The organism is Amycolatopsis sp. NPDC005003 (assembly GCF_053600695.1).
The window spans coordinates 1-18,537 of the sequence record NZ_JBSGAI010000043.1; the positions used below are offsets into that span (position 1 = coordinate 1).

24 protein-coding genes are annotated in these 18,537 nt (G+C 70.7%); 9 read left to right on the top strand and 15 right to left on the bottom strand.

The window, feature by feature from the left end; genetic code table 11:
- Positions 1-458: 458 nt before the first annotated feature.
- A complete protein-coding gene (locus ACWED2_RS37285; RefSeq protein WP_449695225.1) occupies positions 459-1,853 on the bottom strand; it encodes a S8 family peptidase in 1,395 nt (464 codons plus the stop codon).
- Between the two features lie 70 nt (positions 1,854-1,923).
- Entirely contained in the window at positions 1,924-2,166 is a 243-nt protein-coding gene (locus ACWED2_RS37290; RefSeq protein ID WP_449695226.1) for an SCO4848 family membrane protein, read from the bottom strand.
- Between the two features lie 43 nt (positions 2,167-2,209).
- Between ACWED2_RS37290 and ACWED2_RS37295 the strand changes: the two genes are divergently transcribed.
- Positions 2,210-3,457: a D-alanyl-D-alanine carboxypeptidase family protein gene (locus ACWED2_RS37295; RefSeq protein ID WP_449695227.1), complete on the top strand. Its 1,248-nt coding sequence runs from the start codon at positions 2,210-2,212 to the stop codon at positions 3,455-3,457.
- Here the strand turns inward: ACWED2_RS37295 and ACWED2_RS37300 are convergent.
- The 7 genes from ACWED2_RS37300 to ACWED2_RS37330 all read right to left on the bottom strand — a co-directional run bounded on the left by ACWED2_RS37300 (position 3,454) and on the right by ACWED2_RS37330 (position 9,201).
- A complete protein-coding gene (locus ACWED2_RS37300; protein ID WP_449695228.1) occupies positions 3,454-3,891 on the bottom strand; it encodes a winged helix-turn-helix transcriptional regulator in 438 nt (145 codons plus the stop codon). The genes ACWED2_RS37295 and ACWED2_RS37300 overlap by 4 nt on opposite strands.
- Positions 3,888-4,997 carry an acyl-CoA dehydrogenase family protein gene (locus tag ACWED2_RS37305; RefSeq protein WP_449695229.1) on the bottom strand — a complete coding sequence of 370 codons (1,110 nt, stop codon included), beginning with the start codon at positions 4,995-4,997 and terminating at the stop codon, positions 3,888-3,890. The genes ACWED2_RS37300 and ACWED2_RS37305 overlap by 4 nt, the downstream gene beginning before the upstream one ends.
- Positions 4,998-5,055: 58 nt before the next feature.
- Positions 5,056-6,066: an inner membrane protein YhjD gene (yhjD, locus tag ACWED2_RS37310; protein ID WP_449695230.1), complete on the bottom strand. Its 1,011-nt coding sequence runs from the start codon at positions 6,064-6,066 to the stop codon at positions 5,056-5,058.
- Between the two features lie 45 nt (positions 6,067-6,111).
- The gene (locus tag ACWED2_RS37315; RefSeq protein ID WP_449695231.1) at positions 6,112-6,612 is read right to left on the bottom strand and encodes an AAA family ATPase; all 501 of its coding nucleotides are present in this window, start codon (positions 6,610-6,612) and stop codon (positions 6,112-6,114) included.
- Positions 6,609-7,643, bottom strand: coding sequence for a tryptophan--tRNA ligase (gene trpS / locus ACWED2_RS37320; protein ID WP_449695232.1), 1,035 nt, complete (start codon positions 7,641-7,643; stop codon positions 6,609-6,611). The genes ACWED2_RS37315 and trpS overlap by 4 nt, the downstream gene beginning before the upstream one ends.
- A 46-nt stretch (positions 7,644-7,689) precedes the next feature.
- The gene (locus ACWED2_RS37325; protein WP_449695233.1) at positions 7,690-8,076 is read right to left on the bottom strand and encodes a hypothetical protein; all 387 of its coding nucleotides are present in this window, start codon (positions 8,074-8,076) and stop codon (positions 7,690-7,692) included.
- A gap of 315 nt (positions 8,077-8,391) precedes the next feature.
- A complete protein-coding gene (locus ACWED2_RS37330; RefSeq protein ID WP_449695234.1) occupies positions 8,392-9,201 on the bottom strand; it encodes an exodeoxyribonuclease III in 810 nt (269 codons plus the stop codon).
- A 572-nt stretch (positions 9,202-9,773) separates the two neighbouring features.
- Here ACWED2_RS37330 and ACWED2_RS37335 point away from each other — a divergent pair.
- Entirely contained in the window at positions 9,774-10,355 is a 582-nt protein-coding gene (locus ACWED2_RS37335; RefSeq protein ID WP_449695235.1) for a TetR/AcrR family transcriptional regulator, read from the top strand.
- Positions 10,356-10,434: 79 nt separating this feature from the next.
- Positions 10,435-10,983, top strand: coding sequence for a permease (locus ACWED2_RS37340; RefSeq protein ID WP_449695236.1), 549 nt, complete (start codon positions 10,435-10,437; stop codon positions 10,981-10,983).
- A 4-nt stretch (positions 10,984-10,987) separates the two neighbouring features.
- Here the strand turns inward: ACWED2_RS37340 and ACWED2_RS37345 are convergent, their stop codons facing one another.
- Positions 10,988-11,284, bottom strand: a complete 297-nt coding sequence (locus ACWED2_RS37345; protein ID WP_449695237.1) for an SH3 domain-containing protein — start codon at positions 11,282-11,284, stop codon at positions 10,988-10,990.
- Between the two features lie 182 nt (positions 11,285-11,466).
- A complete protein-coding gene (locus ACWED2_RS37350) occupies positions 11,467-12,690 on the bottom strand; it encodes an NADP-dependent isocitrate dehydrogenase (protein WP_191312247.1) in 1,224 nt (407 codons plus the stop codon).
- A gap of 257 nt (positions 12,691-12,947) precedes the next feature.
- Here ACWED2_RS37350 and ACWED2_RS37355 point away from each other — a divergent pair, with 257 nt between their 5' ends.
- Genes ACWED2_RS37355 through ACWED2_RS37365 form a run of 3 tightly spaced genes read left to right on the top strand, consistent with a single transcriptional unit; the run spans position 12,948 to position 14,494 of the window.
- Positions 12,948-13,466, top strand: coding sequence for a hypothetical protein (locus ACWED2_RS37355; protein ID WP_449695238.1), 519 nt, complete (start codon positions 12,948-12,950; stop codon positions 13,464-13,466).
- A 25-nt stretch (positions 13,467-13,491) separates the two neighbouring features.
- Complete coding sequence (locus ACWED2_RS37360; RefSeq protein WP_449695239.1) at positions 13,492-13,872, top strand: DUF2203 domain-containing protein; 381 nt, start codon at positions 13,492-13,494, stop codon at positions 13,870-13,872.
- A gap of 10 nt (positions 13,873-13,882) precedes the next feature.
- Positions 13,883-14,494: a class I SAM-dependent methyltransferase gene (locus ACWED2_RS37365; RefSeq protein ID WP_449695240.1), complete on the top strand. Its 612-nt coding sequence runs from the start codon at positions 13,883-13,885 to the stop codon at positions 14,492-14,494.
- Position 14,495: 1 nt separating this feature from the next.
- Here the strand turns inward: ACWED2_RS37365 and ACWED2_RS37370 are convergent, their stop codons facing one another.
- Positions 14,496-15,002, bottom strand: a complete 507-nt coding sequence (locus ACWED2_RS37370) for a hypothetical protein (protein WP_449695241.1) — start codon at positions 15,000-15,002, stop codon at positions 14,496-14,498.
- A gap of 85 nt (positions 15,003-15,087) precedes the next feature.
- Positions 15,088-15,501 carry a DUF2000 family protein gene (locus ACWED2_RS37375; protein ID WP_449695242.1) on the bottom strand — a complete coding sequence of 138 codons (414 nt, stop codon included), beginning with the start codon at positions 15,499-15,501 and terminating at the stop codon, positions 15,088-15,090.
- 50 nt (positions 15,502-15,551) lie between these two features.
- On the opposite strand from ACWED2_RS37375, the gene ACWED2_RS37380 reads away from it, so the two are divergent.
- From ACWED2_RS37380 to ACWED2_RS37390, 3 genes are read left to right on the top strand one after another with little or no spacing between them, the layout of a single operon-like run.
- On the top strand, positions 15,552-16,328 hold the full coding sequence (locus tag ACWED2_RS37380) for an AraC family transcriptional regulator (protein ID WP_449695243.1): 777 nt from the start codon (positions 15,552-15,554) through the stop codon (positions 16,326-16,328).
- A 21-nt stretch (positions 16,329-16,349) separates the two neighbouring features.
- Entirely contained in the window at positions 16,350-16,853 is a 504-nt protein-coding gene (locus ACWED2_RS37385; RefSeq protein ID WP_449695244.1) for a DUF2165 domain-containing protein, read from the top strand.
- A gap of 4 nt (positions 16,854-16,857) precedes the next feature.
- The gene (locus ACWED2_RS37390; protein WP_449695245.1) at positions 16,858-17,439 is read left to right on the top strand and encodes an HhH-GPD-type base excision DNA repair protein; all 582 of its coding nucleotides are present in this window, start codon (positions 16,858-16,860) and stop codon (positions 17,437-17,439) included.
- On the opposite strand, the gene ACWED2_RS37395 is transcribed toward ACWED2_RS37390, so the two are convergent.
- Both ACWED2_RS37395 and ACWED2_RS37400 read right to left on the bottom strand, forming a co-directional pair.
- A complete protein-coding gene (locus tag ACWED2_RS37395; RefSeq protein ID WP_449695246.1) occupies positions 17,436-17,996 on the bottom strand; it encodes a hypothetical protein in 561 nt (186 codons plus the stop codon). The genes ACWED2_RS37390 and ACWED2_RS37395 overlap by 4 nt on opposite strands.
- Positions 17,993-18,427, bottom strand: a complete 435-nt coding sequence (locus ACWED2_RS37400) for a TrmH family RNA methyltransferase (RefSeq protein WP_449695247.1) — start codon at positions 18,425-18,427, stop codon at positions 17,993-17,995. Before ACWED2_RS37400 ends, ACWED2_RS37395 begins: the two co-directional genes overlap by 4 nt.
- Positions 18,428-18,537: the final 110 nt, after the last annotated feature.

The following is an 18,537-nucleotide window of genomic DNA, read 5'->3' on the forward strand; positions in this document are numbered from 1 at the left end:
CGGGTTTGTCAAGGCACGCTTTCCCGCCTTGACGAACCCGACCGCCGACTGAAAATCCCACCGGAGGGGCGGGGGAGGTCGGACCCGCTCAGCCGCGGGTTCACCCTGCCACGGCAGACTCCTACCGCAGCTGTCCCCTGCCGCGGCAGCCCTCTACCGCGGCCAAAGCAAAGACAGAACAAGCCCGGACCTTCTACCGCGGCAAAAAGACAAAAGAATGTCCTCGCCGGACGGCAGGCTCCGGGATGACCCCTCCGAGCGTTGTCTCCTCACCTTATGGAGTTGTGCCGCTGGGTGGTCATCCCGTCGCCTGATCGAGGCCTATCACTTTGAGCCGGGCCCGCAAGCCTGCGTCGTCTGGTCGCGTAAGTCTGTTGGTTGCGGGCCCGGCTCAAAGTGATTTCACGGCCTCAGGCGACGGGATGACCACCCTGCTCCTTTATTGGGCTTTGCGCCCTTCAGCGCACCGCGTCCAGGGCGTCTACCAGGCCGTGGCCGTAGTACGAGTTGTTCTTCGCCGGGCCCGTGCATGCGGTTTCGGTGGGTGCGCACTTCACCGCGTCCGCTTCGCTCTCCAAGATCTGCTCGATGAACCGGGGCTGCGCTCCGCGGTACTTCGATGCCAGCAGGGCCGCCACTCCGGCCACGTGTGGGGAGGCCATCGATGTGCCGCACTTCGAGCCGTACCCGCCGCCCACCACTGATGACAGCGGGCAGGCCGGGCCCGCTCCCTCGGGCGGTGTCTGGACGAAGTCGCCGCCCGGGGCCGTCACGTCTATTCCGCCGTAGTTGCTGAAGATCGACTTCGTGCCCGCGTAGCCCACCGATGACACCGTCACCACGCCGTCGAGCATGCCCGGGAGGATGGCGCACGATGCGTCCACCGGGTGTGGGCGGACCTTGTCCGTCGTCTGGTTCGTCGTGTCCAGGCTGTCGTTGCCCGCCGCCGCCACGTTCAGCACGCCTCGGTGCGTCGAATACGCCACCGCGCGGCGGACCGCTTCGAACGCCGCCGCGTCGCCCGGCTGCTTCGGGCAGTAGAACATGCCCGGGTCGATGAAGTAGCTGTTGTTCGTCACCGCGAAGCCGTGCTCGGCCGCCCAGACGAAGCCGCAGACCACCGCCTCCGGGTAGATGTAGCCGGCGTCGTCGACCACCTTCACCGACGCCAGCCGCACGCCCGGGGCGACACCCACGAAGCGTGCCACCGGGTCCCGGCCCGCGATCGTGCCCGCCACGTGCGTGCCGTGGTCCCACGTCGTCGGGGCCCAGGCCGCCGGGGACACGTCCGGCGCGCCGGTCAGGCAGCCCGCGGACGAGCCGGCGTCGACGGCGGCGCGCAGGGCCGGGTGCGTCGCCTCGATGCCCGAGTCGAGCACGCCGACCGTCACCGAACGGCTGCCTGGGAAGATCTTGTTCGCTTCCGGCGCGTGGATCGCCTTCATGTCCCACTGCTGCGCCGACAGGTCACCCGCGGCCGCGACGGACCGCGTGTCCTCCAGCGTCCGCACCGCGCCCAGCGAAGCCCGGGCGGAAGAAGCCGCCGAGGCCACGTCCTTGGCGCCCGAATACGCCCGGTACACGCCGATCTTCTGCTGGAAGTCCGCATTGCGCGAGCTGGCGATCGCGACGCCGATCGGGGCGTAGTAGGCGACCTTGGTGCCGCACTTCGCCGCCAGCTCCTTGTCGACGGCTGAGGCGCGGGTGCCCGGCTGGTAGGTCACGACGTAGGTGTACGGCGTGCTCGTCGTGTCGCAGGCGGCCGGCGCGGCCTCCGCCGCCGGGGCCGCCGCGAACAGGCCGCCTCCGACGGCCAGCACGAGCGGGGCCGCCATTCGACGTAAACGGGACATTCCACCTCCAGGTTCGGTGGCGCCAACGTAAACCGGGCCGCCGGGCCGCGCCACCGACCAAGGAGGGGATTCAGGCAGACGATTCAGGCGTGTGCGCGCGCACCCCGCGCCAGCCGAGCACGCCGATGATCGTGCCGAGCACGAACGACACGACGGTCAGCACGGCGTGCACGACGAAGTAGGCGGTCGGCGAGCCGTCGGGGGTCCAGGCGCGGTCGCTGTCCCACAGGTTCTTCGCGAAGGTGATCCAGATGATCCACGACCACACACCGAAGGCCAGCAGGAACAGCGAGGTGCCTCGTGACATGCGCATGCCCCTGAGTATGCGACGCGGGCCGCGGCGCTAGATTGCGTGGGTGCACTCCGTTGTCTCGCGGTCGCTCAAGGTCTTCACGACGACGCTCGCCGCCGCCCTCCTGGCCCTGAGCACCCCGGCGCTGGCGGCCGCGGCGCCGCAGCAGCAGGGCCAGTGCGCGAACCGGCAGGCTCCCCCGCCGCCGGTCGACACCTCGGAGAAGCCCGCGCCGGGCAAGCAGGTCCCCGCGCCGCTGGCCGTGCCCGCGGTCCCGGTCGGCGGCACCCGGATGGCGGAGTGCGGCCTGATCACCCCGGACGGCGCGCTCAACCCGCCGGACGGCAACACCGCGGCGTCGTGGCTGGTGCAGGACCTCGACACCGGCGCGGTCGTCGCGGCGAAGGACCCGCACGCCCGGCAGCGGCCCGCGTCGCTGATCAAGACGCTGCTCGCGCTGGTCGTCGTCACCCAGCTGGACCCGCAGCAGACGCTCGTCGCGACGAAGGAGGACGCGGAGCAGGAGTGCACCTGCGTCGGCCTCGTCGCCGGCGGCCAGTACACCGTCGACCAGCTGCTGCACGGTCTGCTGATGCACTCGGGCAACGACGTCGCGCACGCGTTCGCCACCGCGCTCGGCGGAGTCGACGCCACCGTGGCGAAGATGAACGCGCTGGCGGCGAAGATCGGCGCGCTCGACACGCGCGCCGCGACGCCGTCGGGCCTGGACGGGCCGGGCATGTCGACCTCGGCCTACGACATCAGCCTGATCTTCCACTACGCGATGAAACAGCCGGAGTTCGCGAAGGTCGTCGCGACGAAGAACTTCGAGTTCCCGGCGGCCGGCGGCAAACCGGCCATCCCGATCTTCAACGACAACAAGCTGCTCGGCGTCTACCCCGGCTTCCTCGGCGGCAAGACCGGCTTCACCGACGACGCCCGCCACACCTACGTCGGCGCGGCGCAGCGCAAGGGCAAGCGGCTCGCGGTCGTCATGCTGCGCGCCGAGCAGAAGCCGACCAGGGTGGTCGACCAGGCGGCGAAGCTGCTCGACTACGGCTTCGCGCTGGAGGACGACCGCGCCGCGCCGGTCGGCCAGATCAGCTACCAGGCGCCGGCCGCGACCCCGGCGGGCGGCGACCCGTCCGTGCTCGCCGACGGCGGCACCGGCAACGGCGGCACGTCCGCGGCCGCGCCGGCGGCGAAGGAGGACCCGTTCGGCGTCACCGGCTGGATCATCACGCTGGTGGTGTTCCTGATCATCGTCGGCGGGTTCGTGGTCGGGAACCAGCGCAAGAAGGCCACGGGCTAGCGGAACCCGGGGCCGGGCTCCGGCGTCACCCGATCGGTGGCGATCGCGCCGCCGCAGTGTCCACAAGCGACGTACGCACCGGCGATCTCGCCACAGTCCTTGTGCCGCAGGAGGATCGGTGGTCCCTCGGGCCCGGCGAGGTGCTTGTCGCCCCACTGCATGAGCGTGACGACGGCGCCGAACAGCTCGCGCCCGGCGGCGGTCAGCACGTACTCGGGCACCGGCTCGACGCGTTCGAGCACACCCGCGTCGACGAGGGTCTTCAGCCGGGCGGACAACGTCGGGCGCGGGATGGCCAGGTTGCGCGCGAACTCGCCGTAGCGGCGCACGCCGAAGAAGCTCTCCCGCAGGATGAGCAGGCTCCACCGCTCGCCGACCAGGTCGAGTGCGCGGCCGACCGAATCCGCCGTGAACCGGTGGCCGAGGCCGGTCACAGCTGGTCCGTCCGGGCCTCGACGCCCAGCAGGAGCTTGCCGGGCAGTTCGTAGCTGGCCGGGTTGACCTGGAAGTGGGCGGTCGCGGTGTGCGCGTCGCGGAACCGGCGCTGCAACGGCGAAGTTTCGTAGATCGCCGCGCCGCCGCCGAGGTCGTACATGCTTGCCGTGACCTTCGCGGCCGTGCGCGTCACGTGCGTGGCGGCCAGCCGGAGGCCGAGCTTGAGCGCGTCCGGGACCGGTTCGGTGCCCTGCGCGGCCTGCCAGGTGTCGTCGATGCTGCCGTAGAAGAGCAGCCGCGCCGCCCGCAGGTCCGCCTCGGCCGCCGCGACGGCGGCCTGCGTCGCCGGCCGCTCGGCCAGCGAGCGGCTGGAGCCGAGGGGGTGCCGGGTCGAGGCGAGTTCGACCAGGTCGTCGATCGCGCCGCGCGCGTTGCCCAGCGCGGCGGCCGCGACCGACAGCGCGAAGAAGCCGAAGAGCGGGAACCGGTGCAGCGCAACGGCTTCCGGCGGCGGACCGGCCATCACCGAGAAGACGCGGTGGTCCGGGACGAACAGCTCGTCGGCGACGCAGTCGTGGCTGCCGGTGCCGCGCAGGCCGTTGGTGTGCCACGTGTCGAGCACGTCGATCTCGGCCTTCGGCAACGCGGCGATGCGAAGCGCTTTCTCGTGCACGAACCCGGCGAAGAGCCAATCGGCGTGCGGGATGCCGCTGCAGAACGCCCACCGGCCGGTGACGACGTACCCGCCGTCGACCTTCCGCCCGGTGCCCCGCGGGGCCCAGACCCCGGCCGCGACCGTTTCGGGGTCGCCGAACACCTCCTCGGCGCACTTCCGCGGGGCGTAGGCCGAGAGCAGGCTGCTCGTCACGGCGATCGAGACGCACCAGCCGGCCGAGGCGTCCCCGCGCGCGACCGTTTCGGCGGTTTCGAGGCTGACCGCGGGCGGCGCTTCGGGGCCGCCGAGGTAGCCGGGGACGCCGGTGCGGAACAGCTGGGCGCCGGTCAGCTTCGCGACCAGTTCGGGCGGCAGGGCGCGCTGCCGCTCGGTGACGGGCGCGAGGGTCTTGGCGAGGTCGGCACACTCGCGGGCGGCGTCCAGCAGCACGAAACCCCTCCGGTTCAGATTTCTTACCGGTTCAGTTTCTTTACTGGCCGGACGGCTGTCAAGACCTGCGGCGGCCACCCAACCACGCGAGCAGCGCGCCGGCGCTGAAGGCGCCCGCGACGGCACCGAGGCCCGGCCCGCGCTGCACGGTGACGCGCTGCTCGAGCCGCACGGGTGGCGGCGGCGCGATGACCTTGCGCTCGTTTTCCTTCGCCGTCGCCGTCCACGCCGTGACGAGCAGGAGGAAGCGGGAGACGAGGTTGGCGAAGACGAGCAGGCCGATGACCGGCCCGAAGAGCGCGAAGGCGGGCGACTTCGTCACGCTGGCCAGGTAAACCGTGGCGGCCTGCTGCAGGATGACGAACCCGACGGCGGCGAACACGGCTCCCTTCACGGCGCTGCGCAGCGCCACGCGCTCGCGGGGCAGGCGGGCGATCACCCAGAGGAAGACGAGGGTGTTGGCGGCCAGCCCGAGCACGATGGTCGCCCCGCGGAGCAGGACGATGGCCCAGGTGGCGTGTTCGAGCCCGACGAGTTCGAGCAGGAACTGCCCGACCCCGCCCCCGACGGCGGTCAGCGCGAAGGAGACGACGAGCGCGACCCCCAGCCCGATCAGCGCGACGAGGTCCTTGAGCGTCTGCTTCACGATCGGCTGCGACTGCTTTTCCTGGCCCCACTGCGCGGTGAGGGCGTCGCGGAGGTTCGACATCCAGCCGATGCCGGAGTAGAGGGCGATGAGCAGACCGAAGATGCCGAGCCCGCTGCCGGACTTGAGCGCGGCGTCGACGATGCCGGTCACCAGGGTCTGCAGCCCGCCGGGCACGGACTTCTTGATGCCGTCGGAGATCTGCCGGATGATCTCCGGATCGTTGTTGACCGCCAGCCCGACCACGGCGAAGGCGACCATCAGGATCGGGATGACCGACAGCACGCTGAAGTAGGTGATGGCGGCGGCGTAGTGGTTGCCGTACCGCTCGGTGAAGGCGTCGTTGGCCCGGATGAGGTGATCGAGCCACGGGTACTTCCGCCGCAGCCGCGGCAGGAGCTTTTCCTTCTCTTCGTTCGCCACCGTGAAACGCTAACCACGCTTGGTGAGCCCCGCAACGCGAGCGGCTCACGTGAGGGAGGCCAGCAGCGCGGGGTAGGCGTCCGCCGCGGTGAGCACTCGCGCCCGGCGGCTCGCGGCGAACGCGGCGACCGCTTCGTAAGCCCGGTCCAGCTCCGCCTCGGTCAGCGGAGCGGCGACCTCGACCTCCGAAGAACCGCGAGCGGCGAAGCGCCGGAGCGTCTCCTCCAGCCCCGGCAGCAGCACGATCTCGTGGAAGCTCGCGCCCGTCTCGCTCGCCAGGGCTTCGAGCCGCTCGGCGAATCCCGGCCGCGCCAGCAGCTGCGGCACCACCACGTCGTGCCCCGCGCCGAGGTGGGTGCGCGCCGCCGCCACCGCGATGTTGCGCGCCAGCAAGCCCGCCTCGTCCGGGGACGCGCGCCAGCCGCCGAGCATTGCGCGGATTCGGTCCACGTCCAGGGCCAGTGCCGGCGGGTGGTCTTCGGCGTAGCGCCGGGCGAGTGTCGACTTGCCGCTGCCCGGCGGGCCGTTGAGCAGGATCAGCTTCACCGCACCGGCGGCAGGAACCCGATTCGCTGGTACGTCTTCGCCAGCGTCTTCGACGCCACCTCGCGCGCTCGTTCGGCACCCACCGCGAGCACCTTGTCCAGCTCCGCCACATCGTCCAAATAGGACTTCGCGCGGTCCTGGATCGGGGTCACCCACTCGACGAAGACCTCGCCGAGGTCCTTCTTCAGGTCGCCGTAGCCCTTGCCCTCGTACGCCGCTTCGAGGTCCGGGATCGGGCGGTCGGTCAGGGCCGAATAGATCGTCAGCAGGTTCGAGACCCCGGCCTTGTTCTCCACGTCGAACCTGACCTCGCGGCCGGTGTCGGTGACCGCCGAGCGGATCTTCTTCGCCGAGCGCTTCGGGTCCTCGAGCAGCTCGATGATCCCGTTGACGTTCGACGCCGACTTGCTCATCTTGGCCGTCGGTTCCTGCAGGTCGTAGATCTTCGCCGTGTCCTTGATGATGTACGGCTCCGGCACCACGAACGTCTTGCCCAGCCGGTTGTTGAAGCGCTGCGCGAGGTCGCGCGTCAGCTCCAGGTGCTGGCGCTGGTCCTCGCCGACCGGCACGGCGTCCGCCTGGTACAGCAGGATGTCCGCCGCCTGCAGGACCGGGTACGTGAACAGGCCGACACTCGAGCGGTCGGAACCCTGCTTCGCCGACTTGTCCTTGAACTGCGTCATCCGGCCGGCCTCGCCGAAACCGGTCTGGCACTCCAGCACCCAGCTCAGCTGGGCGTGCTCCGGGACGTGGCTCTGCACGAACAGGGCGCTGCGCTGGGGGTCGATGCCGATGGCGAGCAGCTGGGCGGCCGAGACGCGGGTGCGCTGCCGCAGCACCTTCGGGTCCTGCTCGACGGTGATCGCGTGCAGGTCGACCACGCTGTAGAAGGTTTCGTGCGTGTCCTGCAGCTTCACCCACTGGCGCAGCGCGCCGAGGTAGTTGCCGAGGTGGAACGAGTCGGCGGTGGGCTGGATCCCGGACAGGACCCGCGGGCGGCGCTCTGCTGCGACGGTCTGCTCTTCGGACACGTCAGGATTCTTCCAGGCCGGGACGAGCGGCGGGCGCCGAGGGCCCTCAGGCGTTCGGGCGCGGCGCGAGGAACGGACGCGTCGGCGTGACGTCGGGGTCGGCGAGCACGGCTTCGGCCATCGCGGTGACCGGCCCCGGGACGTCCGGCACGACCGGAGCGGCCTCGGCGAGCGCCGCGGCGGCCCGGGTCTTGCGACGCTGGCGCAGCACACCCAGCGTCATGCCGACGATGCCGAGCGCGACGGCGACCAGCCCGACGGGGCCGAGCACGCCGAAGCTCGCGGTGTTGGTGTCGGCCTGGGCGGTCGTCGTGACGGCGGCGAACGCGCTGCCACCGGCCAGGAGCAGGCCCGCCGGGACGAGCGCGAGCACAGCGACCGCGCGAGAACCGCGCAGGGTGGACCGCAACAGGGTTCGACCTGGGTTGCGCACCGGAGTGCCTCCCGCGAGTAACGCTCACCCATCCGAGTGAGACGTTGCGTGCTACTGGTCAGAAAACTACCGAGCGTGTCAAGACCTGACGGTGCTGATCAACTCGAGATCGAGGGTAGCGCTCTACCGGTAATACGCTCCGGGGGCCCCCGCGGTTCACTCCGGCCACCCGATTGGGTCAATCACTACTACGCGAAGTAAGGCGTGCCCGGAGCGTGTCCGATCGGGTGACACCCGTCCCTGGGAACGGTCGCTCACGCCGGACCGATGCCGGTCCTTCACCGGATAGTGATTGGTCAATACCTTTGGCGCAGGCTAGCGGGGAAAGTCGATGTCGTAGGTCGCGGTGACCGGCGCGTGGTCGGACCAGCGCTGGTCGTAGGCGGCCGCCCGTTCGACCACGACGTCGACGACCTTTTCGGCCAGTCCGGGCGTCGCGAGCTGGCAGTCGATGCGCCAGCCGGAGTCGTTGTCGAAGGCCTGGCCGCGGTAGGACCACCAGGTGTACGGGCCGGGGCCTTCGGGGTCGAGGCGGCGCTGGACGTCGGTGAAGCCGGCCTCGGTGTAGACGCGGCCGAGCCAGGCGCGTTCTTCGGGCAGGAAGCCGGAGTTCTTGCGGTTGCCGCGCCAGTTCTTGAGGTCGACGGTGTCGTAGGCGATGTTCCAGTCCCCGACGACAACCGCCTCCCGCCCGGCCGCGGCGGCCTTCGCCCGCAGCTCGACGAGGTAGGGCAGGAACGCGGCCATGAAGCGCTCCTTTTCGTCCTGCCGTTCGGTTCCGACGTCCCCGCTCGGCAGGTAAAGGCTCGCCACCACGACGTTCGGCAGGTGCACCTCGAGGTACCGCCCGCTGTCTTCGAACTCGGGCTCACCAAAGCCGACGCGGACCTCTTCGGGCTCGACGCGGCTGTAGACGGCAACCCCGTTGCGCCCCTTGACGGCGGAGGGGGCGTGCACGGAGAACCACCCATCGGGTTCGACGACGGCGGCGGGCAGCTGAGCGGCTTCGGCCCGCACCTCCTGGCAGGCGACGACATCGGCCTTCGTGGCGGCAAGCCACTCGACGAAGCCCTTTTTGGCGGCGGCGCGGAGGCCGTTGACGTTCACGGTGGAGACGGTCAGCACACGGGGCACGCTACCGGCCGACGCGGTGCGGCCGAGGTGTCGGGGCCGCGGCGGCGGTGATCGTGGCCGCGGGGCGGGAAATCGGTGCGGGAGCCAGGACTGCTTTGCCACTCTGCCGCGCATGGCCGAAGCAGCGAGGCGGCGCGCAGCTCGGCGACCGGCCCCGGCCGCTCGGCAGCGGCGACCAAGCCCGGGACCGGTCCGAGCACGGCAACAGGTCACCGCCCGAACACGCGCCCCACGCCACGGCACCCACCCCCGGCGAAGATCCCACCGTCGCGCTCTGACCCCCGTCCGAGCGCGGTCCCCAGGCCCGATCCCCACCGAACCCGCCGTGCCACCAGCCGAGCGCCCGGCCCGCGAGACTCCCCCTGGAGACCCCGCGGACACTCCGGCTCGTGCCGCGATTCAGTTGTCGCCCGCCCCCGGACGTTGCCTCCTTCCCGGCGCGGCCCGACGCCGCCACCTGCGGTTTTCGCTGGGATCAGTTCTAGCACCGCCCACCGACAAAAACCGGGCCTTGACCCGCAAAGCTACGAGCATTAGCTTTAAAGCTATGCCAAGTAGCCACAATGTCACCTAGGGTCGGGCTGACCACCGGCGCGGTGGTCGACCTCGCCATCGGCCTCGTCGACGAACTCGGTCCCGGCGGGCTCACCCTCGCCAAGGTCGCCGAGCGCGCCGGGGTGGCCGCGCCGTCGCTCTACAAACACGTCAAGAACCTCGCCGAACTCCGGCGGCTGATCGATCTGAGAGTCGTCCAGGAAATGGCCGACACCCTCCGCACCGCCGCCACCGGCCGGGAGGGCGGCGATGCGGTCGGCGCCATCGCCGACGCCTATCGCGCCTACCTCCGGCGCTACCCCAACCGCAGCCACGCCCTCGTCACCGCTCCGGACGACACCGACACCGAACTCAGCCGGGCCACCCACGCCGTCGCGGAGGTCGTCTTCGCGGTGCTGCGGCCGTTCGGTTTCGACCACGCCCAGGCCGTGCACGGGACCCGCTGTCTCCGCGCCGCCGTCCAGGGCTTCGCCGGGCTCGAAGCGTCCGGGGGGTTCGGCCGCCCGGAAGACGTCGACAAGAGCTTCGAAGTCCTCAAGAACATGCTCGTCCAAGGACTCACGATCTACGCACGGAAAGCAGAAAAATGACCTTCATCCTCGCCGTTCTCCTCTTCACCGTGGGGCTGGGCGTGCTCGACGCCCGCTTCCCCTGGACGGAGGCCCGCCGATGATCGCCGGACACTTCGGGCTGGCCGCCGCCGTCAAGGCGGGCCGTCCCGCGATCCCCGTCTGGACACTCATGCTCGCCACCGCGTGGCTCGACGTCGTCTTCGTGCCGCTCTACCTGAGCGGTGTCGAGAAGATCGACGGCGAGGGCTACGGCGGCGGTGTCATCCACGCCGACTACACGCACTCCCTCGTCGGCGCACTCGTGCTCGCCGCGCTGTTCGGCGCCGTCGCCGCCAGGTGGCTCGGCCGTGAAGCCGGGCTCATCCTCGGCGGTGTCGTGTTCTCACACTGGCTGCTCGACCTCGTCGTGCACCGTGCCGACCTGCCGATCCTGCCCGGGAACGCCGGCGATCTGCCCGTCTTCGGCTTCGGGCTCTGGCGGCTGCCCGCCGTCTCGGTCGTCGTCGAACTGCTCATGCTCGCGATCGGCATCGGCCTCTACTGGCGCGCCGCCGCCAAACGGGACCCGAAGCGCGCCAGGACGCTCGCCCTGTCGGCCGCGGCCTTCGGCGTCGTCACCCTCGCGGGCGATCTGATCGGCCTCTGAAGGCTCAGCAGGCGGAGCCGGCGACGGGCTGGGTGAACTCGGCCGCCACCCACTTGCCGTCGGCCACCTTGCGGAAGCCGTTCTGCACGCCCGGCATCGCGTCGAACTGGGCGTCGCGCAGGTACTTGCCGACGACCTTCGCGTTGCCGTCGGCCGCCTCACGGGCGTTCAGGACGTCCGCGGTCACCGTCACCTTGCAGCCGGTGGCCGACGCCCCCGACGCCTGCTTGCCCGACGAGTTCACGTAAACGATGACGACCAGGACGAGCGCGCCCAAGATGAGCAGAGTCTTCTTCGACATGCCTTCCTCCAACCCGCGAGCCCGTCCCCACGCCAAGGGTAGGCAATCCTTTACCCGGACGGCAGCGCCGGACGTCGCAACCACCCGGAGGCGCCAGCGGATCACGCGAGAGGTGACAACGCGTGATCAAAGCGGAAGCCCCCTCCCCGGGCGAACCGGGAAGGGGGCCTCCGCGCAAAAACTCAGCCCTGGGCGATCTTCTTCGCCAGGTTGTCGTCCAGCGTCGCGAGGAACTCCTCGGTCGTCTGCCACGGCTGGTCCTTGCTGATCAGCAGGGCCAGGTCCTTCGTCATCTGACCGCTCTCGACGGTCTCGACGACGACCTGCTCCAGCTTGTTCGCGAAGCCGATCAGCTCCTGGTTGCCGTCCAGCTTGCCGCGGTGCTCGAGGCCGCGGGTCCAGGCGTAGATCGACGCGATCGGGTTGGTCGACGTCGGCTTGCCCTGCTGGTGCTGGCGGTAGTGCCGGGTCACCGTGCCGTGCGCGGCCTCGGCCTCGACGGTCCGGCCGTCCGGCGTGCGCAACACCGACGTCATCAGGCCCAGCGAGCCGAAGCCCTGCGCGACCGTGTCGGACTGGACGTCACCGTCGTAGTTCTTGCACGCCCAGACGTAGCCGCCCTCCCACTTCATCGCCGCGGCGACCATGTCGTCGATCAGGCGGTGCTCGTAGGAGATGCCCTTGGCGTCGAAGTCGGCCTTGAACTCGTTCTGGAAGATCTCCTCGAACACGTCCTTGAACTGGCCGTCGTAGGCCTTGAGGATGGTGTTCTTGGTGGAGAGGTACACCGGCAGGCCGCGGTCCAGGCCGTACTGCAGGGACGCGCGCGCGAAGTCCTCGATCGACTTCTTGAAGTTGTACATCCCCATGGCGACGCCGCCGCCCTCGGGGAACTGCGCGACCTGGAACTCCATCGGCTCGGAGCCGTCGTCCGGGGTGTAGGTCACGGTCAGCTTGCCCGGGCCCGGCACCTTGAAGTTGGTCGCCTTGTACTGGTCGCCGTGGGCGTGGCGGCCGATGATGATCGGCTTCGTCCACGTCGGCACCAGCCGCGGGATGTTCTGGATGACGATCGGCTCGCGGAAGATCACGCCACCGAGGATGTTGCGGATCGTCCCGTTCGGGGACAGCCACATCTTCTTGAGGCCGAACTCTTCGACGCGCGCCTCGTCGGGGGTGATCGTGGCGCACTTGACGCCGACGCCGTGCTTCTTGATCGCGTTCGCGGAGTCGACCGTGACCTGGTCGTCGGTGCGGTCCCGCTCCTCGATACCCAGGTCGTAGTAGTCCAGGTTCACGTCCAGGTACGGGTGGATCAGCTTGTCCTTGATGAACTGCCAGATGATGCGGGTCATCTCATCGCCGTCGAGTTCGACGACGGTGCCCTGGACCTTGATCTTGGCCATGAGCAGCGGTGCTCCTTCCGCGGATCTTCGCGTTGCTTCATACGTCTCGCCGGTAGCGGTACAAGCGTACTGCTTGACGGAGCTGGATGGTTCCAGTAGTGGTCGGCATCAAGTCTCCACCCGCGCTTTGTGGCACGGATCACCGGGCACGAACCCGCCGGTCAGCCGATCCGACCGCTTGCCGAGCGACCGTCGCTTTCGGGCCTGAACCAGGGCACGATGCCACCCGTGAATTCATCATGCGGGAGGTGACGGCCATGTCGACCCATCGGTACGCCGACTACGAAGACGACTACCCGGGCTCCGAAAACACCACTGACACCAGCGACGTGCTCGACGAGCGGCCGCGCCGCGGCGCCGCGCACGTCGTCAGCGCGCTCGGGGGGCTCGTGCTCACGCCGGTCGCGCTGGGCCTGCTGAGCTGGGGCGGGCTGCGCCAGCAGCAGCTGATCCAGGCGACGCTGAGCACCAACCGCGACCCGCTCGGCATCGCGCTGCTGGCCGGCGGGGCGATCCTGCTGCTGGTCGTCGCCGCGCTCGGCGCGCTGTCGGCGGTCGGCCCGATCCTCGGCGGCCTGATCTACGGCGTGCTGCCCGGCGTCGCCGCGATGGCGGTGCCCGAATGGGGGTTCCGGCTGGTCAACCTGATGCCGAAGAGCGACATCGCGTACGGCGTCATGGACTTCCTCTTCATCGGCGGCCTGCTCGGCGTGGGCTTCCTGCTGGTCGGCAGCGGGCTGGCCAACGCACTGGTCCGGCGGCGCCGCGAAGGCTGACGCGGGCCGGTGGCATCATCGGGCGATGGGACTGTTCACCGTCGCGGAAGCTCGCGACGAACTGGCACGCCTGCGACCGGTCCTCGACGAACTCGTGCGCGTCCGCGCCGACGCCGCCGAGCTCGCGGCGTCGCTGCGGCCGGGCGGCCGGGCCACCGAGCTGGGCGGGCTGCCCGAGTGGAAGGCCGCGCAGGCCCGCCTCGACGACCTGATGACGACGGTGCAGCACACCGGCGCCGAGCTCAAGGGGTTCGCGCCGCTGCTGGTCGACTTCCCGGCCGAGCTCGACGGCACCGACGTCCTCCTGTGCTGGCTCGAAGGCGACGACGAGCTGGGCTGGTACCACCGCACGGACCTCGGCTTCGCCGGTCGCCGCCCCCTGAAAATCCCTGGTGGCCCTCGCTAGGTTGAGGTTCGTGAGCGACGAATCCCGGGCCGCGTTCTTCGACGGCACAGCCGAGCACTACGACGACGACACGTTCCACGCCCGGGTGGCCGACGCGCTGGTCGAGCCGCTGCCGTCCGAGCCGGAACTCGTGCTGGACGTCGCCACGGGGACCGGCTTCGCGGCGTACGCGGCGTTGCGGCTGAAGCCGGTGCGCGTGCTGGCTGTCGACCTGTCGCCGGCCATGGTCGCGCGGGCCAAGGCGAAAGCGCCCACGCAGGACCCGGACGGGCGGATCGAATGGCGCGTCGGGCCGGCGGTGCCGATGCCGGCACCCGACGGATCGGCCGACGTCGTGATCTGTGCGTCCTCGCTGCACTTCCTGGGCGCGGTGGCGTTCGCCGACTGGCGGCGGGTGCTGAAGCCGGGCGGGCGGCTGGCGTTCTCGGTGGTTTCCGGGGCGCGGTTCAAGCCGTCCGGGCCGTTCGCCGAGTTCGTGCCGAGCGACCTGAAGTTCCCGCTCGACGAGGCCGGGGCCGCCGCGCTGGCCACGGACTTCACCGACGTCTCCGCACGGACGTTCACCGTCGACGACGGCGAGCGGGTGCGGAGCGTCTTCGTGGTGCACGCGACGGCCCCGTGACTCAGGCGTGGAAGTGCACCTCGCCGCGGGTGGCGGGGCCGTCCGGGCTGCCGCAGTGCTGGACGAAGGTCGCGTCGACATCGGTCGTGCGGCCGTCGGCGTCCTTGTCGAGGCGGTCGATGGTGAAGTCCGCGTAGTCGTCACCGCAGCCGAAATGGGTGCTGACCACGAAGATCCCGGGCGTGGTCAGTGCCGGGTCGCTCTGCCCACGCCAACGGGCGCCGGTGTAGGTGCCGGTGTGCAGTGCTTCCCCGGCCGGCGCGCTCAGCTCGACGCGCATGTCCTCGAAACCGGACTGGACGTCGATCTTCAGCACGCCGTTGCTCTCCCAGACGGCGATCTCGTCGCCCGGCGCCGCGTAGTGGGCGCTGCCCTGCAGCGGCCAGGCGCCCTCCTCCGAGACGTAGTCCACCGTCTGCAACGGGTCCGCCGAGGCGACTGGCACGAGGGCCAAGCCCAGCCCGGCCGCCGCCGTCAGGACCACGCACGCACGACGAAGTGAATTCACGGAACCTCCCCAGTTCGAGCCGCCCTCCGCGGCACTGCCGATCATGCTGGCAGTACCCCCCGACCGGGGGACAGAGCAGTTCTACTCAGTGGTGCAGCGACGCCCCCTTGAGGATCTTGTCGACGGCGTTCTTCGGCCCGTGCACCGCCAGCCCGGCCAGCGCCAGCTTCTCCCCCGGCACCTCGCGGACCGCCGCCCGGTTGTCGGCGTCGTTGCCGGTGTGGAACAGCTCGTCGGTGAAGATCGAGAACCGCAGGCCGCGGCCCAGCGCGCGCCCGTGCGCCGCGGTGAGGACGTCCGCCGTGCCGGAGAAGACCAGCACCGGCTGGCCGAACATCGGCAGGTACTCGGTGCCGTCGGCGTCGGCGTACGGCTCGCCCATCAGCTCGGGCGTCACGTGGGCGATCCCGCTCACCAGGAACGCGGTGACGTTCAGCCGCTGCCAGGACGCCAGGTCGTCGCGGAGCAGAACGGCGATCTTCGTGTCGAAGGAACTCATGCCGGTCAGACTCGCCCGGGCGCGGCGCCCGCGTCTTGTACGTTCTTGACATGGCGGACGTCGCGGCTTGGCGGCCGGCGGTCCCGGGGATCGCCGAGGTCTTCCACGCGCGCTTCACCACGCACGCCTACCCGCTGCACACGCACGACACGTGGACGCTGCTGATCGTCGACGACGGCGTCATCCGCTACGACCTCGACCGCCACCACCACGGCGCGCTCGGGCCGGCGGTGACGCTGCTGCCCCCGAACGTCGCCCACGACGGCCGCGCCGCGACCAGCCACGGCTTCCGCAAGCGCGTGCTCTACCTGGACACGCCGGTGCTGGGCGAGGACCTGATCGGCGCGGCGGTCGACCGGCCGAGCCTCGCCGACGGCCTCCTGCGCACCCGCATCCACCAGCTCCACCAGTCGCTCGCCGAGCCCGGCGACGCGCTCGAAGCCGAGAGCCGCCTGGTCCTGGTCGCCGACCGCCTGCGCACCCACCTGGGAAAGCCGGCGGCGCACGAGCCGAAGCGCGGCCTCGCCGACGACCTGCGGGATCTGCTGGACGAGCGCCTGCCGGAAGCGCTGACGCTCGCCGAAGCGGGCGAGACGCTCGGCGCGCACCCGGCGTACCTCGTCCGCTGTTTCGGGGCGCGGTTCGGCCTGCCGCCGCACCGCTACCTGACCGGCCGCCGGGTGGACCGGGCCCGGCGCCTGCTGCTCGACGGCACCCCGGCGGCCGAAGTCGCGACGGCGGCCGGGTTCACCGACCAGGCCCACCTGACCCGGCACTTCAAGCGGTACCTGGGCACGACGCCGTCCCGCTACGCGAAAACCCGGTGACGACGCCGTTACGATCCGGACATGGGGTTCCTCGCCAGGCTCGGCGGCCTGCGGTTCGCGGTCGTCGTCCTCACCGCCATGACCGCGCTCCAGATGGCGCTCATCGCGTTCGGCAACATCACCGACTTCGGCACGAACCAGGCGTTCGTGCAGCACATGCTCGCCATGGACACGACGTTCCGCTCACCGGACATGATGTGGCGCGCGATCACCAGCCCGGCGCTGCAGGACGCGGCGTACGTGGTGATCATCGCGTGGGAGACGCTGACCGCGCTGGCGCTGATCGCCGCCCTGGTCCAGTGGATCCGCGGCCGCGACGGCACGGCCCGGCGGCTGTCGACGCTGGGCTGGGTGATGTGGGTCCTGCTGTTCGGCGTCGGCTTCCTCGCCATCGGCGGCGAGTGGTTCCAGATGTGGCAGTCGGAGAAGTGGAACGGGCTGCAGCCGGCGCTGCAGAACTTCCTCATCGCGACGGTCGCGCTGGTCGTCGCGCACCTGCCGGAGAAGCAGGCTGTGTCAAGATGACCGCATGCTGCGCGAACTGCACCTGACCGGCGACCCGGCGGCCGACAAGCTGCTGAACGACGACCCGTTCGCCCTCCTCGTCGGCATGCTGCTGGACCAGCAGTTCCCGATGGAGCACGCCTTCATGGGCCCGCGGAAGATCGCGGACCGGATGGACGGCTTCTCCCTGGCGAAGATCGCCGCGACCGACGTCGAGGAGTTCGTCGAGCTCTGCGTCGTCCCGCCGGCCATCCACCGCTACGGCGGCTCGATGGCCCGCCGCGTCCACGCGCTCGCCCAGCACATCATCGAGAACTACGACGGCCGCACCGAGGGCATGTGGCTCGACGGCCGCCCGAAGCCCGACGGCCCCGAAGTCCTCAAGCGGCTGAAGGCCCTGCCCGGGTTCGGGGAGCAGAAGGCCAAGATCTTCCTGGCCCTGCTCGGAAAGCAGCGCGGCGTGCAGCCGAAGGGCTGGCGCGAGGCGGCCGGCGCGTACGGCGACCGCGGGTCGCGGCGCTCGATCGCCGACGTCACGAGCGCCGAGACCCTCGCCGAGGTGCGCGCGTTCAAGAAGGCCGCCAAGGCCGCGGCCAAGTCGGGCTAACGCAGCCAGACGCGCAACGGGCCGAGCGGTTCGGCACCGTGCGTGAAGGCGACCTGCAGCGCGTCGCCGTGTTCGTAGCCGACCACCGGGTGGCCCGGGAACGCCGAGGCCACCGCCGCCACCGCGCCGGGCCAGGCGTCGGGCGGTCCCGTGAAGTTGGACAGCCCCACCACGCCGTCGCCGCGGTGGGCGACGACCGTCGCCGGGCCGCGGGACAGCACCGCCACCGAGTCGTCGACCGGGAAGCCGCGGCCGGCCGCCCGTCGCCAGCCCGGCTCGGGCACCCCGGGCCCGCACTCGATCCACGTCGCTTCGAACAGCACCGAGAACCCCGGCAGGTCGAGGCACGCGAAGCTGTCCTTCACCGAACACCCGGCGGTGTCGTCCACGAAGGGGAGGATGTCGGCGGCGGTGGCGTCCGGGGTCAGCGTCACCGCGTCCGGGTAGTACCGCGGGGTGCGGGCGGGCGAAGTCCACGCCCGCGGACCGAACTCCCCGCCGCACACCAGATCGCACCACGCCGCGTTTTCCACGACCGTCCACTCGAGACTCGTCACAGCAACCCGGCCAGCTTGTACAGCACCAGGCTCCCGGCCACCGCGACGTTCAGGCTGGCGCCGGTGCCGACCATCGGGATTTCGACGACGGTGTCGAGCAGGTCGAGCGCCTCCGGCGGGATCCCGGTCTGCTCGTGGCCGAGCACGGCGATGGTGCGGCCGCGGGCGGCGGGCAGGTCGGCCAGCCGGACGGCTTCCTCGGCCAGTTCGACGCCGACCACCTTCGTGCCCGCCGCCCGTTCGCGCGCCACCCAGCCCAACGGGTCGTGCACCCAATGCACACAAGCCGGACGCCGCAACGTGTTTCCTCTCCGCAGTGCTTCGGGCACCCACGGGAACCGCGGCACGGCGAGACACGCGCCGACGGCGTCGCAGGTCCTCAGGAGCGTGCCGAGGTTCGCGCCGTGCAACGGCCACAGCGGGGCGGCCACCAGGTGACGCCAACAGGAATGTGCGTTGCTCCGCCGGGACTTCCGCAGCTCTCGAGGCGTGCGGACCCGGACCGAAGGGCTCACCGGCGCCGAGGCGCGGCGCCTCCGAA

Excerpts from the sequence above, each read along its gene's own strand:
- ACWED2_RS37285 (WP_449695225.1), bottom strand. The coding sequence starts at position 1,853 with ATGTCCCGTTTACGTCGAATGGCGGCCCCGCTCGTGCTGGCCGTCGGA.
- ACWED2_RS37290 (WP_449695226.1), bottom strand. The coding sequence starts at position 2,166 with ATGCGCATGTCACGAGGCACCTCGCTGTTCCTGCTGGCCTTCGGTGTG.
- ACWED2_RS37335 (WP_449695235.1), top strand. The coding sequence starts at position 9,774 with ATGTCACCTAGGGTCGGGCTGACCACCGGCGCGGTGGTCGACCTCGCC.
- ACWED2_RS37340 (WP_449695236.1), top strand. The coding sequence starts at position 10,435 with ATGATCGCCGGACACTTCGGGCTGGCCGCCGCCGTCAAGGCGGGCCGT.
- ACWED2_RS37345 (WP_449695237.1), bottom strand. The coding sequence starts at position 11,284 with ATGTCGAAGAAGACTCTGCTCATCTTGGGCGCGCTCGTCCTGGTCGTC.
- ACWED2_RS37350 (WP_191312247.1), bottom strand. The coding sequence starts at position 12,690 with ATGGCCAAGATCAAGGTCCAGGGCACCGTCGTCGAACTCGACGGCGAT.
- ACWED2_RS37355 (WP_449695238.1), top strand. The coding sequence starts at position 12,948 with ATGTCGACCCATCGGTACGCCGACTACGAAGACGACTACCCGGGCTCC.
- ACWED2_RS37360 (WP_449695239.1), top strand. The coding sequence starts at position 13,492 with ATGGGACTGTTCACCGTCGCGGAAGCTCGCGACGAACTGGCACGCCTG.
- ACWED2_RS37375 (WP_449695242.1), bottom strand. The coding sequence starts at position 15,501 with ATGAGTTCCTTCGACACGAAGATCGCCGTTCTGCTCCGCGACGACCTG.
- ACWED2_RS37380 (WP_449695243.1), top strand. The coding sequence starts at position 15,552 with ATGGCGGACGTCGCGGCTTGGCGGCCGGCGGTCCCGGGGATCGCCGAG.
- ACWED2_RS37385 (WP_449695244.1), top strand. The coding sequence starts at position 16,350 with ATGGGGTTCCTCGCCAGGCTCGGCGGCCTGCGGTTCGCGGTCGTCGTC.
- ACWED2_RS37390 (WP_449695245.1), top strand. The coding sequence starts at position 16,858 with ATGCTGCGCGAACTGCACCTGACCGGCGACCCGGCGGCCGACAAGCTG.